Source organism: Mesorhizobium sp. M1312, from assembly GCF_040318115.1.
GTDB lineage: Bacteria > Pseudomonadota > Alphaproteobacteria > Rhizobiales > Rhizobiaceae > Mesorhizobium.
In genome coordinates, this window is record NZ_JAMYLQ010000020.1 from 26,457 (window position 1) to 40,277 (window position 13,821).

The window sequence follows — 13,821 nt, forward strand, 5'->3', positions numbered from 1 at the left end:
GGTGACCAATGAGCACGCTTCTCGATGTCGACGATCTGCGCGTCACCTTCCCGACGCGCACCGGCCGGATCGAGGCGGTGCGCGGCGTTTCCTTCTCGCTCGGCCGCGAACGGCTTGGCATCGTCGGCGAGAGCGGTTCCGGCAAGTCGCAGACCGGCCGCGCCATTATGGGCCTGACCCCGCCGCAGGCCGAGGTCACTGCCAACAAACTTGCCTTCGACGGCATCGACCTGCTCACGGCCTCGCCCCGCGACCGCCGTGCCCTGCGCGGCAAGCGTATCGCCATGATCCTCCAGGATCCGAAATACTCGCTCGACCCGGTGATGAGCATCGGTCGCCAGATCGTCGAGACGCTGCGCACGCATGAGAAGGTCGGCCAGGCGGAAGCCCGCGACCGCGCGCTTGCCATGCTGGAGGCGGTGCAGATCCGCGATCCGGCCCGTGTCTTCGACCTGCATCCGCACGAGGTGTCGGGCGGCATGGGCCAGCGCGCCATGATCGCCATGATGCTGATCGCTGGGCCGGAGATGATGATCGCCGACGAGCCGACTTCGGCGCTCGATGTCACCGTGCAGCTCGACGTGCTCGGCATCCTCGATCGGCTGGTCAGCGAGCGTGGCATGGGGCTGATCTTCATCTCGCACGATCTGCGCCTGGTTTCCTCCTTCTGCGACCGGGTGATCGTCATGTACGCCGGCAAGGTCGTCGAGCAGCTGGCGGCGTCGGAGCTCGGCCGCGCCCAGCATCCCTATACGCGCGGCCTGCTCAACTGCATGCCCAAGATCGGTGCCGACCGCCACCCGCTGCCAGTGCTCGACCGCAGGCCGGAGTGGGCAGCGTGACGGCGGCACTTTCCGTCGACAGGCTGGAGGTGGTCTTCGACCGTTTTCGCGCGTTGAAGGGCGTCAGCCTCGAAGTTCAATCGGGCGAATCCTTCGGCCTGGTCGGCGAATCCGGCTCCGGCAAATCGACGCTACTGAGGGCAATCGCCGGGCTCGCGCCGGCCGCGTCGGGCAGCATCACCGTCAACGGCAAAGCGCTCGGCGCGCGCCGCGACAAGGCCTTTTATCGCGAGGTGCAGATGGTCTTCCAGGACCCTTACGGCTCGCTGCATCCGCGCCAGACCGTCGACCGCCTGCTGCAGGAGCCGCTCGCCATCCACGGCTTTGCCGATGGCGAGAAGCGCATCCAGCGGGCGCTGGATGAGGTTGGCCTGGGAACAGGCTTCCGCTTCCGCTATTCGCATCAATTGTCGGGCGGCCAGCGCCAGCGCGTGGCGATTGCGCGTGCCCTGATCCTCGAACCGTCGATCCTGCTGCTCGACGAGCCGACCTCGGCGCTCGACGCTTCGGTGCAGGCCGAAGTGCTCAACCTGCTGGAGGAGATCCGGCGGCGGCGCAAGCTGACCTTCCTGATGGTCAGCCACGACCTCGCCATCATCACCCATATGTGCGAGCGGCTGATGGTGATGCAGAACGGCGAAGCGGTGGAGCACCTCACCGCGGGTGATCTCGTCGAGCGCCGCGTGACCAGGGATTATACGCGCAATTTGCTCAGGGCGAGCGACGGGTTTGTGCGGACGTAACGTCTATCGTCTATCGCTTACGTCGCGTTCCCTCCCACCCCCCTCTGTCCTGCCGGACATCTCCCCCGCAAGGGGGGGAGATTAAGCGCTCAGCCGCTTTCGCCAACTGTCATCGTCGCAGGAGTCAGCGAAGCGCCGAAGCTGCTGATCTCCCCGGTCCAAACACCCCCTTGCGGGGGAGATGGCCGGCAGGCCAGAGGGGGATGAGAAGGATCGCGACACTAGCGACAGGCCCAACGACCCCGCGGCAGTGCCAACTTGAGGAAAACGTGAAATAAGATCAGAACAATTCCCGGCAATCATCCAAACGAGAACGGGCGCCGGCCCGGCGAGGGACATCATGAAGAATTCAGCCATTTCCGAACGCAAGAACCAGTCGATTTCACGCGGCGTCGGCATGACCACGCAAATCTATGCCGACCGCGCCGAAAACTCGGAAATCTGGGATGTCGAAGGCCGCCGCTATATCGATTTCTCCTCGGGCATCGCCGTCGTCAACACCGGCCACCGCCATCCCAAGGTGATCGAGGCGGTCAAGGCGCAACTCGACCGCTTCACCCACACCTGTCACCAGGTGGTGCCGTATGAGAGCTATGTCAGGCTGGCCGAACGGTTGAACGGCATGCTGCCCGGCAAATTCGACAAGAAGACGATTTTCGTCACCACCGGCGCCGAGGCCGTGGAGAACGCCGTCAAGATCGCCCGCAACGCCACCGGCCGCCCGGCGGTCATCGCCTTTGCCGGCGGCTTCCACGGCCGCACCTTCATGGGCATGGCGCTGACCGGCAAGGTCGTGCCCTACAAGCTCGGCTTCGGCGCCATGCCGGCCGATGTCTTCCACGCGCCGTTCCCGGTGGCGCTGCACGGGATCTCAGTCGCCGATTCGCTGGCCGCGCTCGACCGGCTGTTCAAGGCCGATGTCGATCCGGCCCGCGTCGCTGCCATCATGGTCGAGCCGGTACAGGGCGAGGGCGGCTTCTACGAGGCGCCGCGCGAGTTCATGACGGCGCTGCGCAAGATCTGCGACCAGCACGGCATGCTGTTGATCGCCGACGAGGTGCAGACCGGCTTTGCCCGCACCGGAAAGATGTTCGCCATGGACCACCACGAAGTGGCGCCCGACATCACCACCATGGCCAAGAGCCTGGCCGGCGGCTTTCCGCTGTCGGCGGTCACCGGGCGTGCCGAGATCATGGATGCACCCAATCCCGGCGGGCTGGGCGGCACCTATGGCGGCAGCCCGATCGGCGTTGCCGCGGCGCACGCCGTGCTCGACGTGATCGACGAGGAAAAGCTCTGCGACCGCGCCAACACGCTGGGCAACCGGCTGAAGCAGCGGCTGCAATCGTTCCGCGACGACACGCCGGAGATCGTCGATATCAGAGGCCCCGGCTTCATGAACGCGGTCGAGTTCAACGATGTGAAGAAGGGCTTGCCGTCGGCCGAGATCGCCAATGCGGTCCGGCTGAAGGCGCTCGACAAGGGGCTGATCCTGCTCACCTGCGGCGTCTACGGCAATGTCATCCGCTTTCTCGCGCCGATCACAATCCAGGACGGCGTCATGAACGAAGCGCTCGACATCTTGGAAAGCTCGATCCGCGAGGTCCGCGCCGCCTGACCCTCGTCTGCTCCGGCATGTGATGAGATTCAGGTCAGGCCGCGCCGAGAATGGTGGGTTCCGAGAACCGGAACGGAGCGTACTTTCGGGTACGTGAGTACCGGAAGCACAGGAAACCGCCGTTCGCAGGCCGGCATCACCTGAATATCACCATATCCTTATTCAGCGGCGCGGACGGGCTCTACCTGCTGGAAGGCGGCGAGCGCCGCCTTCAATCCGTCTGGTCCTGTCGCAACCGTCTGCGACGTCGGCGAGAAGCCGGCGCCGAGCATCTTGCGGCCAAGCATGTGGTCGCCGGGCCGGTTGACCGATTCGATGCCGAGCAGACGATTTCCAGCATAGTGGTAGATAGAGAACCTATTCTCGTTGACGTCGCCGAGCACGACATGGCTGTCGCCGCCCGAAATCAGGCCGACCATCTGCAGCTTCATGTCGCCGATATCGGACCAGAACCATGGCACGGCGGCAAAGGCGTCCGCATGGCCAAGGATGGTGCGGGCGGCAAGGCGAGCCTGGTCGGTTGCATTCTGCACCGATTCCAGTCGCACATCGCCGCCGGTAAGCCAGTGCCGATAGGAGGCGGCATCGCCGATGGCGAGGATTTCGGGCACAGATGTGCGCATCTGCTGGTCGACGCGGATGCCGTTGGCGACAGTGATACCTGCAGCTTGCGCCAGCTCGACATTCGGCACCACGCCGATGCCGATGATGACCATCTGGGCCGCTAGCCGCTCGCCGGATGCGGTGATTGCCGCCGAGACACGGCCGTTCTCGCCTTCGAGCCGCGCAATCGTGCTGCCGGTGAGGATGCGCACACCGGTCGCTTCCAGCCGCTGCCGTACATGGCGCGCGATGACCGGCGCCACTGCCCGGCCGAGGAGTCGGTCGACCGCCTCGACCACGGTGACCTCGCGGCCGGTCGCTTTGAGCGTCGCGGCGATCTCCAGTCCGATGAAGCCGCCACCAACGATGACGACATCTTCGCTCTGCGCGCTCAACGCGCGGATCAGCCGCGCGTCGGCGAGTGAGCGCAGCGACACCACGCCTGAAAGCTCCGAACCGGACAGCGACAGGATGCGTGGCCGCGAACCGGTCGCCAGGATCAGTCGGTCGAAAGGCAGCACGCCGCCACCTGATATCTCCAGCCTGCGGCCTCCGGCATCGATGCGGTCCACCCTGATGCCCGGCCGGTAGTCGATCGCACTGCCGGTATAAAAGGCCTCGCCGCGCAGCGGCTGCGGTTTGACATCTTGATCCTTGATGAAGGTCTTCGACAGCGGCGGCTTGTGGTAGGGCAGTTCGTCCTCGTCGCTGACGAGAATCACGGGTCCGTCGTAACCATCCTCGCGCAGGCTGGCGGCCGCTTGCACGCCCGCATGACCCGCACCGACAATGACCACACCGTTTTTCATCGCAGCCCCAATTCCTTAATCTGAGTCTAGGGCGTCTGGCCAAGTGGCGATTGTCTGACGCCGCCGCAAGACCGCCCTTGCGGGTCGCACCCGGAATGGCGGTCCGTCAATAGGGCTGTTTGATGACGACACTACAAAATGCGGCTAAAGTTGACACGTGCAGTTTAGAATAATTCTAAACTGTTGTTTCGATTGGCTTTTCTCTCTGAAATTGATTGACTTCGGGTGCCTTCATCGCTTTATGGAAGCTTGCGCGTCAAGCGCTCCCTTTGATGTCTGGGCCTTGAACCCTTTCGATTGGAGGCATTTCGATGTCTTTTTTCCGCAACCGCGCTATGCCGCGGCCTGTTTCTCGCTCAATGGCATGGGCTTGCCTTGGCGCCGATTGCCTGCCGACGCGCCTTTGGCGCCGACATTTCACTGAATTCCGAGGAGATGACAATCATGAGAGCGATGATCACGGCACGATATGGCAGGCTCGCCGCGATCGGCGCCACCGCGGCATTGACGGCGGCGATATTCGTGCTGCCGGCCAAGGCGGAAACCGATGCCAAGGCGGTCATCAAGACCTATTCCGACATTGCACTCGCCAAATATGAGGATTCGCTGACCACGGCGCAGGTGCTCGACAAGGCCGTCGACGCGCTGCTCGCCAAGCCTTCGGTGGAAACGCTGACTGCCGCCCGCGCGGCTTGGAAGACGTCGCGTGTTCCCTATCAGCAGACCGAAGTCTACCGCTTCGGCAATGCCATCGTCGACGACTGGGAAGGCAAGGTGAATGCCTGGCCGCTGGACGAAGGCCTGATCGACTATGTCGCCGGCGGCTACGGCACTGAGTCGGACTCGAATGCGCTCTACACCGCCAATGTGATCGCCAACAAGTCGATCGAGATCAACGGCAAGAAGATCGACGCCACCAACATTACTCGGGAGTTCCTCTCCGGCACGCTGCAGGAAGCCGGCGACATCGAGGCCAATGTGGCGACCGGCTATCACGCCATCGAATTCCTGCTATGGGGCCAGGACCTGCATGGCACTGGTCCGGGCTCCGGCGAACGGCCATACACGGACTATGACCTTGCCAACTGCACCGCCGGCAATTGCGATCGTCGGGCGCAGTACCTGAAGTCTGCGAGTGGACTTCTGGTTTCCGATCTGCAGAACATGGTCAATGATTGGAAGGAGGGCGGTGCGGCCCGCAAGAACCTTCTCGATGGCGAGCCGAAGACAGGCATCTCGACCATCCTCACCGGCATGGGCTCGCTGTCCTATGGCGAACTCGCCGGCGAGCGCATGAAGCTCGGCCTGCTGCTGCACGATCCGGAAGAGGAGCATGACTGCTTCTCCGACAACACCTACGATTCCCATCTCTACGATGCCGTCGGCATTCGCGCCGCCTATCAGGGCAGCTACACGCGTCTCGACGGCACCGTCGTCGAAGGCCCCTCGGTATCCCACATGGTCAAGGAGGCCGATCCGGCGATCGACAAGGAACTGTCGGACAAACTCGATGTCACCGTTGCCAAGATGGAAGCCATCAAGGCGCGGGCGCTTGGCGGCGAGGCCTATGACCAGCAGATCGGCGAAGGCAACACCGAAGGCAACGCCACCGTGCAGGCGGCGATCGATGCTCTGGTCGACCAGACCAAGTCGATCGAACGCGCTGTCGGCACCCTGAAACTCAATGCCATCGCCTTCGAGGGGTCGGACAGCCTCGATGCGCCAGACAAAGTGTTCCAGTAAGGCGTCAAGAACCCAAAGGCGTCAAGAACGTTGAGCACGATCCCGAACCGAAGGTCCGCGTAAAAGAAAGTGGAAACCGGTTTTCGGCTCGATTGAGAAAATAAGCCACACGGCGCCGAGCAAGCGCCGTCAGCCATACAGAGCAAATAATGCTGATCTGCCATTGCAACATCATCACCGAGAAGGAGATTGAGCAGACGATCGTCGGGCTGCTGGATCAGGATCCCTGGCAGCTTATCGTGCCGGCGAAGATCTATCATGCCATGCAGAAGCGTGGTCGCTGTTGCGGCTGCTTCCCAAATGTGGTCGAAACGATCATTCGGGTAACCGAAAATTACCACGCCCGCTCGGAGGCGAGCGGCGTGGATGTCGTTTCACACCTGGATCGCGTCAGAGGCCTGCGCGTCCAATACGGGAGCAGAACCCATGAAAGGCGAACAGCAGATCATAGAGCGGCTTAACGAGGCTCTATTTCTGGAACTTGGAGCAGTGAATCAGTACTGGGTGCATTTCCGGCTGCTGGAAGACTGGGGTTACGCCAAGCTGGCGAAGAAGGAACGCGCGGAATCGATCGAGGAGATGCACCATGCCGACCGGCTCGTGGCCCGCATCATCTTCCTTGAAGGCCATCCAAACCTGCAGTCGGTAGCGCCGCTGCGCATCGGACAGAATGTCAAGGAAGTGCTCGAATCCGATCTTGCCGGCGAATATGACGCACGCACTGCCTACAAACGGTCGCGTGAGATTTGTGACGAAGCAGGCGACTACGTGACGATGAAGCTGTTCGAGGATCTGCTGTCCGACGAGGAAGGTCACATCGACTTCCTGGAGACGCAACTCGACCTGCTCGCCTCGATCGGCGAGGAAAAATACGGCCAGCTCAACGCGGCATCGGCCGACGAGGCGGATTAGGGACATGCAGGATGCGGCGCGCCTTAGATTTCTTGCGCCGCTTGCGGCGGGCCGAGGATTACGGCCTGTCGTCCCAGCAAAACCCGCGGTTCGGATGGCTTCGCGGGCTTTCGTTTGCCGTAGTGGTCGCGCTGACGGCCTCGGCGCTGGCCGGCGCGCCCGAACCGGCGGGCCTTGCCACCAGCCGTACCGATCTGACGCCGAAGGATCTGGCGCGCGTCATCGCCATCACCAGACCGACATCAGATTTTTCCAAGCCCGAGCAGTTCGAGCCGATGCAGGGCGGCGTCGGCACATCGCGGAAGGATGTCAACAAGGACGCCTTCTCGCAATCCTCAACCAATATCACCTTCGAGGAAGAAGGCACCTTCAAGCTCGGCAATTCCCTTTTCCGCAAGAACTGGGTGTCGTCGCCCTCGTCGACACAGGCATCGGACGGGCTTGGGCCGCTGTTCAACGAGCGGGCGTGCCAGAATTGCCATCTGAAGGACGGCCGCGGTCATCCGCCGGAAGGCGACACCGGCACCACCTCCATGTTCCTGCGGCTGGCGCGGCAGGCGAGCACCGAGGAGGAGAAGGCAGCGCTGGACGCCCGCAAGGTGCTCAACTTCCCCGATCCGGTCTACGGCTCGCAATTGCAGGACCTGGCCGTTCCTGGCCTTCGGGGCGAAGGCAGGATGCGTGTCAACTATCAGGAGCAGAAAGTCACGCTGCCGGACGGCACCGTGGTCTCGCTGCGCAAGCCGAGCTATTCGGTCGATGATCTCGCCAACGGGCCGCTCGATCCGCACACCACGCTTTCGCCGCGCTTGACGCCGCCGATGATCGGCCTTGGCCTGGTCGAGCAGATCGCGCCGGCGGACATTCTCGCCCATGCCGATCCCGACGATCGGAACAGTGACGGCATCTCCGGCAAGCCCAACGTCGTGCGCGACGGCAAGAGCGGCGAACTGACACTCGGCCGCTTCGGCTGGAAGGGGCAGACGCCGTCGATCCGACAGCAAGCAGCGGACGCATTCGCCGGCGACATCGGCATTTCGACACCGGAAGTGCCCAACCACTGGGGCGATTGCAGCGCGGCCGAAAAGGCATGTCTTGCCATGCCGAACGGCGTGCAGGAGCGCCTCGGCCCGGTCGAGGCGCCGCCACCGATCATGGATCTCGTCACCTTCTATTCGCAAAACCTCGCCGTGCCGGCGCGGCGCGACCTCGACAAGCCCGATGTGCTGGCCGGCAAGAAGCTGTTCTACGACATGGGCTGCATTTCCTGCCATACGCCGAAATTCGTCACCCGTCGCGGCACGCCCAACAAGGCGCAGGCCTTCCAGCTGATCTGGCCCTATTCCGACTTTCTGCTGCATGACATGGGACCGGGCCTCGCCGACGGGCAAGCGGTGGGCGAGGCTTCCGGCAGCGAATGGCGCACGCCGCCGCTGTGGGGCATCGGTCTTACCCAGATCGTCAATGGCAACAGCTTCTTCCTGCATGACGGGCGCGCGCGCACCCTGACCGAGGCGATCTTGTGGCATGGCGGCGAGGGACAGAAGGCGCGCGACCGCTTTGCCGCCGCCGATGCGGCCGATCGCGACGCACTGGTCAAATTCCTGGAGTCGTTGTGATGTCGAAGCGTCTTGCGCTTGCTCTGGTTCTCCCGCTGGTGCTCGCCGGCGCATTGCCGGCGTCCGCCGTGGTCAAGGCCTCCGACGTGATCCAGCGGGCGGTCGACAGCTTTGTCCGCCCGGCCTATGCACGCCTGCATGACCATGCGGACAGCCTGACCAAAGCAATGCGCACGCTTTGCGACGCGCCCTCGCAGGACCATCTCGATGCGGTGCGCGCCGAATTCTCCGGTACCGTGGATGCCTGGTCGGTGGTGGAGATCATCCGTATCGGACCGATCACGCAGGACAACCGGCTGGAGCGCATGTTGTTCTGGCCGGACCGCAAGAGCATCGGCCTGAGACAGGTGCAGGCGGCGCTGGCCAACAAAGATCGGACCGCTGCAGATCCAGCCCAGCTGGCGTCAAAGAGCGTCGCCATGCAAGGGCTCGGCGCGCTGGAATTCGTGCTTTACGGCGATGGCGCCGAGCGGCTCGCCGGCAAGGACGATCCCTATCGCTGCGCTTACGGCGCCGCCGTCGCAGGCAACATCGAAACGATTACCGCCGAGGTCAGCGACGCCTGGAATAAGCCCGACGGTTTTGCAGCACTTTGGGCCAATCCGGGGCCGCAAAACGCGCTCTACCGCGACGGCACGGAAGCGGTGACCGAACTGGTCGGCGTCTTCATCAACGAGTTGGAAATGGTCCGCGACGTGCGCCTGAAAGGCTTTTTGGGCAGCAATCCGCAAGCTGACAAGCCGAAACAGGCGATCTACTGGCGCTCGCAAAACACGGCGCGTTCGCTGACCGGCAATCTTTCGGGCATGGACGCGCTGTTCCAGGCCTCGCAGCTTGGCGACGCGCTGTCACCCGACGCACGCTGGATGGCGGAATCGATCCACATCCAGCTCGTCAACGGGGCCGCCGACGCCACGGCCATCAGAGGTTCGATCGACAAGGCGCTCGCCGACCCGGTGCTTCGCCAGAAGCTCGATCACTTCTCGCTGGTGACATCCAGCCTGACGACCCTGATCGGTACCAAGCTGACGGCCGAATTCGGCCTGACCGCTGGTTTCTCTTCGCTCGACGGGGATTGAGCATGGTCTCGAAACGGCATCGACTTTTGGGGCGAGTTGCTCGGCGAGGAAGTTTTGACAGGCCGGGTGCGGAGCGCACACTTTGGAGATTGGCCGAAACGCCCATCGCTTCGTCATCCTGGGGCGGAGCAAGGAGCGCAGCGACGCGGCGCAGACCCCAGGATCCATGCCGTGACCTCAGAGCGTTGCTTCGGTGCGGGATTCTGCTTCGCCGTACTCTTCGGCTGAGATTACGGCATGGATCCTTGGGTCTCCGCGACGGAGCTTCGCTCCTGCTCCGCCCAAGGATGACGAAGTTGGGGAGGCTTTGGCCAATCTCCAACGTGTGCGATGATCCATTCAAACGATCGATGGGTGCTGGGCGCCACGAAGCCCTCCGATCTGTCAGAATCACCGTGTCGAGGAATGGGACCGTGCCCGAGAGGACGGTCTCTTGAAGACGCTGATCGACCGCCGCGACTTCCTCAGGGCGGCAGGCGTTGGCTTTGTTGCCGCGATGGCGCCGTCGGCATGGGCGAAGACGCTTGCCGCCGACGCCGTCTTCGCCACGGCTTTCGTCAAGCGCGACGGCAGCTATGGCGCGGCGATCCTGTCCGAGGCCGGCAAGGTGCTGCATGCCATCGACCTGCCCGCTCGCGGTCACGACGTCACCTTCGATCCGGTGTCGAAGCGCTCCGTGGTCTTTGCCAGGCAGCCCGGTACCTTCGCGATGGTCTTCGACCACACAGGCCGCGACGAGCCGCTGACCATTGCCAGCGTCAGTGGACGGCATTTCTTCGGCCACGGCGTGTATTCGACCGACGGTGCGCTGCTCTACGCCACCGAGAACGATTTCGACAATGCCGCCGGCGTGGTCGGCGTCTACGACGCGCGTGCGAAATTCAAGCGCGTTGGCGAGTTCCCGACCTACGGCATGGGTTCGCACGAGCTTTTGCTGCTGGGCGACGGCAGGACGATTGCGGTCGCCAATGGCGGCATCGAGACGCATCCCGACTATGGCCGCGCCGAGCTCAACATCGCGACGATGAAGCCGTCCTATGTTCTGGTCGACCGCCTTACCGGCGACCTCGTCGAAAAGCACGAATTGCCGCCGGCGCTGCACCAGCTTTCGATCCGGCACATGGATTCCGATAAATCCGGCACGGTCTGGTTCGGCTGCCAGTACAGGGGGCCGGGCAGCGATCGTCCGCTGCTGGTCGGCCGCGCAGCGCGCGGCAAGGATCTGCAACTGCTCGACATGCCGCAAGACGTGCTCTTCGGCTTCAGGAACTACATCGGCTCGGTCGCCGCCAACCCCGCTGCCGGCAGCGTCGCCGTGTCCTCGCCGGAAGGCAACTCGCTTGCCGTCATCGATGCCGCTAGCGGCCGGATCGTCGCCACCAGCGCGCTGGCCGAGGTCTGCGGCGTGGCGCCCGACGGGGCGAGCTTCCTGGCGACGACAGGCACCGGCGAAATCGTCGAAGCAGGGGGCGCGACGCGGTCGGAGCCGGACTATGTCTGGGACAATCACATGCTTCGCATCGAGCAGGTCGCATAAGGGCGTCCGGCGCCGGTACCTAAACGGCTACGCTCGCTAGAAGATACCGCTTCAGGCGAGGGGGCGAAGCGAAGCCGCCAAACGATTTATGCATTATTTCCTTGCGGCGATGAGCCATGGCGGGCACAGGGAAATTGTTTTTCGAACCCCTGTGCCCAATCGGGTGCTCCAGCCGGCCGCCTCATGAAGTTGCTTGCCATCGACTGTGCCGCCAATCTCTGCGCCGCCTGTGTCTACGACACGGCGGCCGGGAAGGAACTCGGCCGTTCGGTGTTCGATCTCGGCAAGGGCCATGCCGAGCATTTGATGGCCGTGATCGAGGAGGCATTGAAGGCGGCCGGGACCGATTATGCCGGCCTCGGCGCCATCGCTGTCTCCACCGGCCCGGGCTCGTTCACCGGCCTGCGCGTCGGCGTCTCGGCGGCGCGGGGCCTGGCGCTGGCGCTGAAAATCCCGGCAATCGGGGTGACGACGCTGGAGGCGCTGGCTGCGCAGGCGAAAGAGACATTTCCCGGCCGCGCCGTGCTTGCCGCGCTCGACGCCGGCCGCGAGGAGATCCATGCGGCACTTTACGACGAAGCATCCGTTTCGATTTACGGTCCCGCGGTGACCACGCTTTCGCAAGCCGCCGCCATGGCGGTTGATAGGTCTCCGGTTCTGGCCGGCACGGCGACATCGCAAATTGCTGCCTCGATCGGGCGCGCCTTCGACGTCGGCCCGACAAGTGCCACGGCCGACATCGCCGTCTATGCCCGGCTGGCCGCCGCCCAAAATGCCGGCAAAAAGGTTGAAGGCGAAAAGCCGAAACCGCTCTATCTGCGCGGCGCGGACGCCAAGCCGCAGGCCGGCTTTATCCTGTCCAGGAAGAAAGCCGGGAAGAAAAACTGATGCGCATTCCTTTCTTCCAGCCGCGCCGCAGGGACTTTGCGCTCGAGCCGCTGACGATCGCCGACAGCGCGGCCATGTCGGTGCTGCATCGGGAGGATTTCGTGCGGCCGTGGACCGACGACGAATTCGCCGCATTGCTCGAGCAGGACACGGTGTTCGGCTATGCCGCGCGTGAGACCGGACAGGGTGCCAAGCCGCCGGTCGGCTTCGTGCTGGCGCGCCTGGCTGCCGGCGAAGGCGAGATCCTGACCGTCGCGGTGGCGCGCGCCCATCGGCGCCAGGGCCTTGGCTGGCAATTGATGGACGCGGTGCTGCGCGAACTGCATGCGCAACGCGCCGAGGCGCTTTTCCTCGAGGTCGACGAGACCAACGTCGCCGCGATCGCGCTCTACCGGCGGCTAGGATTCCGCGAGGTCGGCAAACGTGCCAATTATTACAGATCGCCCGAACACGGCCCGACCGGAGCGCTTGTCATGCGCCGCGATCTTCGCTAGCGCTTCGGCCCCGAAAATCGGAACCGATTTTCGGAAAGCACGATGCGCAGATTCAAGATACTAGAGCGCACTTTGTGCGTCCAATTGGACGCGTCGCTCGAGCCATAAGTAGGACAGGGCCAAAGAGCGGATGATCGGAAAAATCAGGATTTTCTTGGCACTGGGCCTGGTTGTCGTAGGCTCGTTGATCCTCGTGCCGTTGCAGATCCTGTCGATGAAGACCGGGCTCTGGCGCGAGACTTTCATCCTGAAGATCTGGCACCGGCTCATCATCCGGGCGCTGGGCATGCGCATCCATGTCAAGGGGTCCCTGTCCAGCCAGCGTCCTCTATTGATCGCATCGAACCACATCTCCTGGACCGACATCATGGTGCTGGGGTCGATGGCCGACGTGACGTTCATCGCCAGGGCTGACATGGCCGGCTGGCCATTGATCGGCATGTTGTCGAAGCTGCAGCGCACCGTCTTCATCGAGCGCGAGCGCAAGCGTTCGTCGGGCGACCAGGCGAGCGAGATCGCCAACCGCATGGCCAAGGGCGACGCCATGGTGCTGTTTGCCGAAGGTTCGACTAGCGACGGCAACATGATCTTGCCGTTCAAGAGCACGCTGTTCGGCGCCGCCTCGATGGCGATTTCGGAAGGGGCGGCCGAAAAGGTCTTCATTCAGCCGGTGGCGATCGTCTACACGCGCCTGCACGGCGTGCCGCTCGGCCGCAGGCACCGGCCGATTGCCGCCTGGATCGGTGACGAGGATTTGATGCCGCATCTCAAGGTTCTGATGGCAGAGGGCGGACTCGATGTCGAAGTGCATTTCGGCGAGCCGGTCGCCTTTTCCAAGGGCTCCAACCGCAAGGAAACGGCAAGGCTGATGGAAAGTCAGGTGCGTGATATGGCGCAGGCGGCGCTCGCCGATCCGCGCCCGAGCCGGTAAGCC

13 protein-coding genes are annotated in these 13,821 nt (G+C 63.6%); 12 read left to right on the forward strand and 1 reads right to left on the reverse strand.

Translation table 11 applies throughout. From position 1 onward, the window contains the following. Nucleotides 1-8 precede the first annotated feature (8 nt). The 3 genes from NKH36_RS21660 to NKH36_RS21670 all read left to right on the forward strand — a co-directional run bounded on the left by NKH36_RS21660 (nt 9) and on the right by NKH36_RS21670 (nt 3,203). A complete protein-coding gene (locus NKH36_RS21660; protein ID WP_352962419.1) occupies nt 9-842 on the forward strand; it encodes an ABC transporter ATP-binding protein in 834 nt (277 codons plus the stop codon). Beyond that, nucleotides 839-1,585, forward strand: a complete 747-nt coding sequence (locus NKH36_RS21665; RefSeq protein WP_352964395.1) for an ABC transporter ATP-binding protein — start codon at nt 839-841, stop codon at nt 1,583-1,585. The genes NKH36_RS21660 and NKH36_RS21665 overlap by 4 nt, the downstream gene beginning before the upstream one ends. 340 nt (nt 1,586-1,925) lie before the next feature. Continuing rightward, complete coding sequence (locus NKH36_RS21670) at nt 1,926-3,203, forward strand: 4-aminobutyrate--2-oxoglutarate transaminase (protein WP_352962413.1); 1,278 nt, start codon at nt 1,926-1,928, stop codon at nt 3,201-3,203. 158 nt (nt 3,204-3,361) lie between these two features. Here NKH36_RS21670 and NKH36_RS21675 read toward each other — a convergent pair whose 3' ends face one another. Further along, nucleotides 3,362-4,615, reverse strand: a complete 1,254-nt coding sequence (locus NKH36_RS21675) for an NAD(P)/FAD-dependent oxidoreductase (RefSeq protein ID WP_352962410.1) — start codon at nt 4,613-4,615, stop codon at nt 3,362-3,364. A 453-nt stretch (nt 4,616-5,068) separates the two neighbouring features. Here NKH36_RS21675 and NKH36_RS21680 point away from each other — a divergent pair, with 453 nt between their 5' ends. The 9 genes from NKH36_RS21680 to olsA all read left to right on the forward strand — a co-directional run bounded on the left by NKH36_RS21680 (nt 5,069) and on the right by olsA (nt 13,818). Continuing rightward, the gene (locus NKH36_RS21680; RefSeq protein WP_352962485.1) at nt 5,069-6,358 is read left to right on the forward strand and encodes an imelysin family protein; all 1,290 of its coding nucleotides are present in this window, start codon (nt 5,069-5,071) and stop codon (nt 6,356-6,358) included. Between the two features lie 149 nt (nt 6,359-6,507). After that, nucleotides 6,508-6,819, forward strand: a complete 312-nt coding sequence (locus NKH36_RS21685; protein ID WP_065005901.1) for a (2Fe-2S)-binding protein — start codon at nt 6,508-6,510, stop codon at nt 6,817-6,819. After that, nucleotides 6,785-7,270, forward strand: coding sequence for a bacterioferritin (gene bfr, locus NKH36_RS21690; RefSeq protein WP_023802097.1), 486 nt, complete (start codon nt 6,785-6,787; stop codon nt 7,268-7,270). Before NKH36_RS21685 ends, bfr begins: the two co-directional genes overlap by 35 nt. Before the next feature lie 11 nt (nt 7,271-7,281). Beyond that, the gene (locus tag NKH36_RS21695) at nt 7,282-8,889 is read left to right on the forward strand and encodes a di-heme oxidoreductase family protein (protein ID WP_352962407.1); all 1,608 of its coding nucleotides are present in this window, start codon (nt 7,282-7,284) and stop codon (nt 8,887-8,889) included. Beyond that, the gene (locus tag NKH36_RS21700) at nt 8,889-9,968 is read left to right on the forward strand and encodes an imelysin family protein (RefSeq protein ID WP_352962404.1); all 1,080 of its coding nucleotides are present in this window, start codon (nt 8,889-8,891) and stop codon (nt 9,966-9,968) included. The genes NKH36_RS21695 and NKH36_RS21700 overlap by 1 nt, the downstream gene beginning before the upstream one ends. A 433-nt stretch (nt 9,969-10,401) precedes the next feature. Then, nucleotides 10,402-11,505, forward strand: coding sequence for a DUF1513 domain-containing protein (locus tag NKH36_RS21705; protein WP_352962401.1), 1,104 nt, complete (start codon nt 10,402-10,404; stop codon nt 11,503-11,505). A gap of 183 nt (nt 11,506-11,688) precedes the next feature. Beyond that, nucleotides 11,689-12,393 carry a tRNA (adenosine(37)-N6)-threonylcarbamoyltransferase complex dimerization subunit type 1 TsaB gene (gene tsaB, locus NKH36_RS21710; RefSeq protein ID WP_352962398.1) on the forward strand — a complete coding sequence of 235 codons (705 nt, stop codon included), beginning with the start codon at nt 11,689-11,691 and terminating at the stop codon, nt 12,391-12,393. Continuing rightward, the gene (rimI, locus tag NKH36_RS21715) at nt 12,393-12,887 is read left to right on the forward strand and encodes a ribosomal protein S18-alanine N-acetyltransferase (protein ID WP_352962396.1); all 495 of its coding nucleotides are present in this window, start codon (nt 12,393-12,395) and stop codon (nt 12,885-12,887) included. Before tsaB ends, rimI begins: the two co-directional genes overlap by 1 nt. 130 nt (nt 12,888-13,017) lie before the next feature. Continuing rightward, the gene (gene olsA, locus NKH36_RS21720) at nt 13,018-13,818 is read left to right on the forward strand and encodes a lyso-ornithine lipid O-acyltransferase (protein WP_352962393.1); all 801 of its coding nucleotides are present in this window, start codon (nt 13,018-13,020) and stop codon (nt 13,816-13,818) included. The last annotated feature ends 3 nt before the right edge of the window (nt 13,819-13,821 follow it).

Excerpts from the sequence above, each read along its gene's own strand:
- tsaB (WP_352962398.1), top strand. The coding sequence starts at position 11,689 with ATGAAGTTGCTTGCCATCGACTGTGCCGCCAATCTCTGCGCCGCCTGT.
- NKH36_RS21680 (WP_352962485.1), top strand. The coding sequence starts at position 5,069 with ATGATCACGGCACGATATGGCAGGCTCGCCGCGATCGGCGCCACCGCG.
- NKH36_RS21695 (WP_352962407.1), top strand. The coding sequence starts at position 7,282 with ATGCGGCGCGCCTTAGATTTCTTGCGCCGCTTGCGGCGGGCCGAGGAT.
- rimI (WP_352962396.1), top strand. The coding sequence starts at position 12,393 with ATGCGCATTCCTTTCTTCCAGCCGCGCCGCAGGGACTTTGCGCTCGAG.
- olsA (WP_352962393.1), top strand. The coding sequence starts at position 13,018 with ATGATCGGAAAAATCAGGATTTTCTTGGCACTGGGCCTGGTTGTCGTA.
- NKH36_RS21670 (WP_352962413.1), top strand. The coding sequence starts at position 1,926 with ATGAAGAATTCAGCCATTTCCGAACGCAAGAACCAGTCGATTTCACGC.
- NKH36_RS21660 (WP_352962419.1), top strand. The coding sequence starts at position 9 with ATGAGCACGCTTCTCGATGTCGACGATCTGCGCGTCACCTTCCCGACG.
- bfr (WP_023802097.1), top strand. The coding sequence starts at position 6,785 with ATGAAAGGCGAACAGCAGATCATAGAGCGGCTTAACGAGGCTCTATTT.
- NKH36_RS21675 (WP_352962410.1), bottom strand. The coding sequence starts at position 4,615 with ATGAAAAACGGTGTGGTCATTGTCGGTGCGGGTCATGCGGGCGTGCAA.
- NKH36_RS21685 (WP_065005901.1), top strand. The coding sequence starts at position 6,508 with ATGCTGATCTGCCATTGCAACATCATCACCGAGAAGGAGATTGAGCAG.
- NKH36_RS21700 (WP_352962404.1), top strand. The coding sequence starts at position 8,889 with ATGTCGAAGCGTCTTGCGCTTGCTCTGGTTCTCCCGCTGGTGCTCGCC.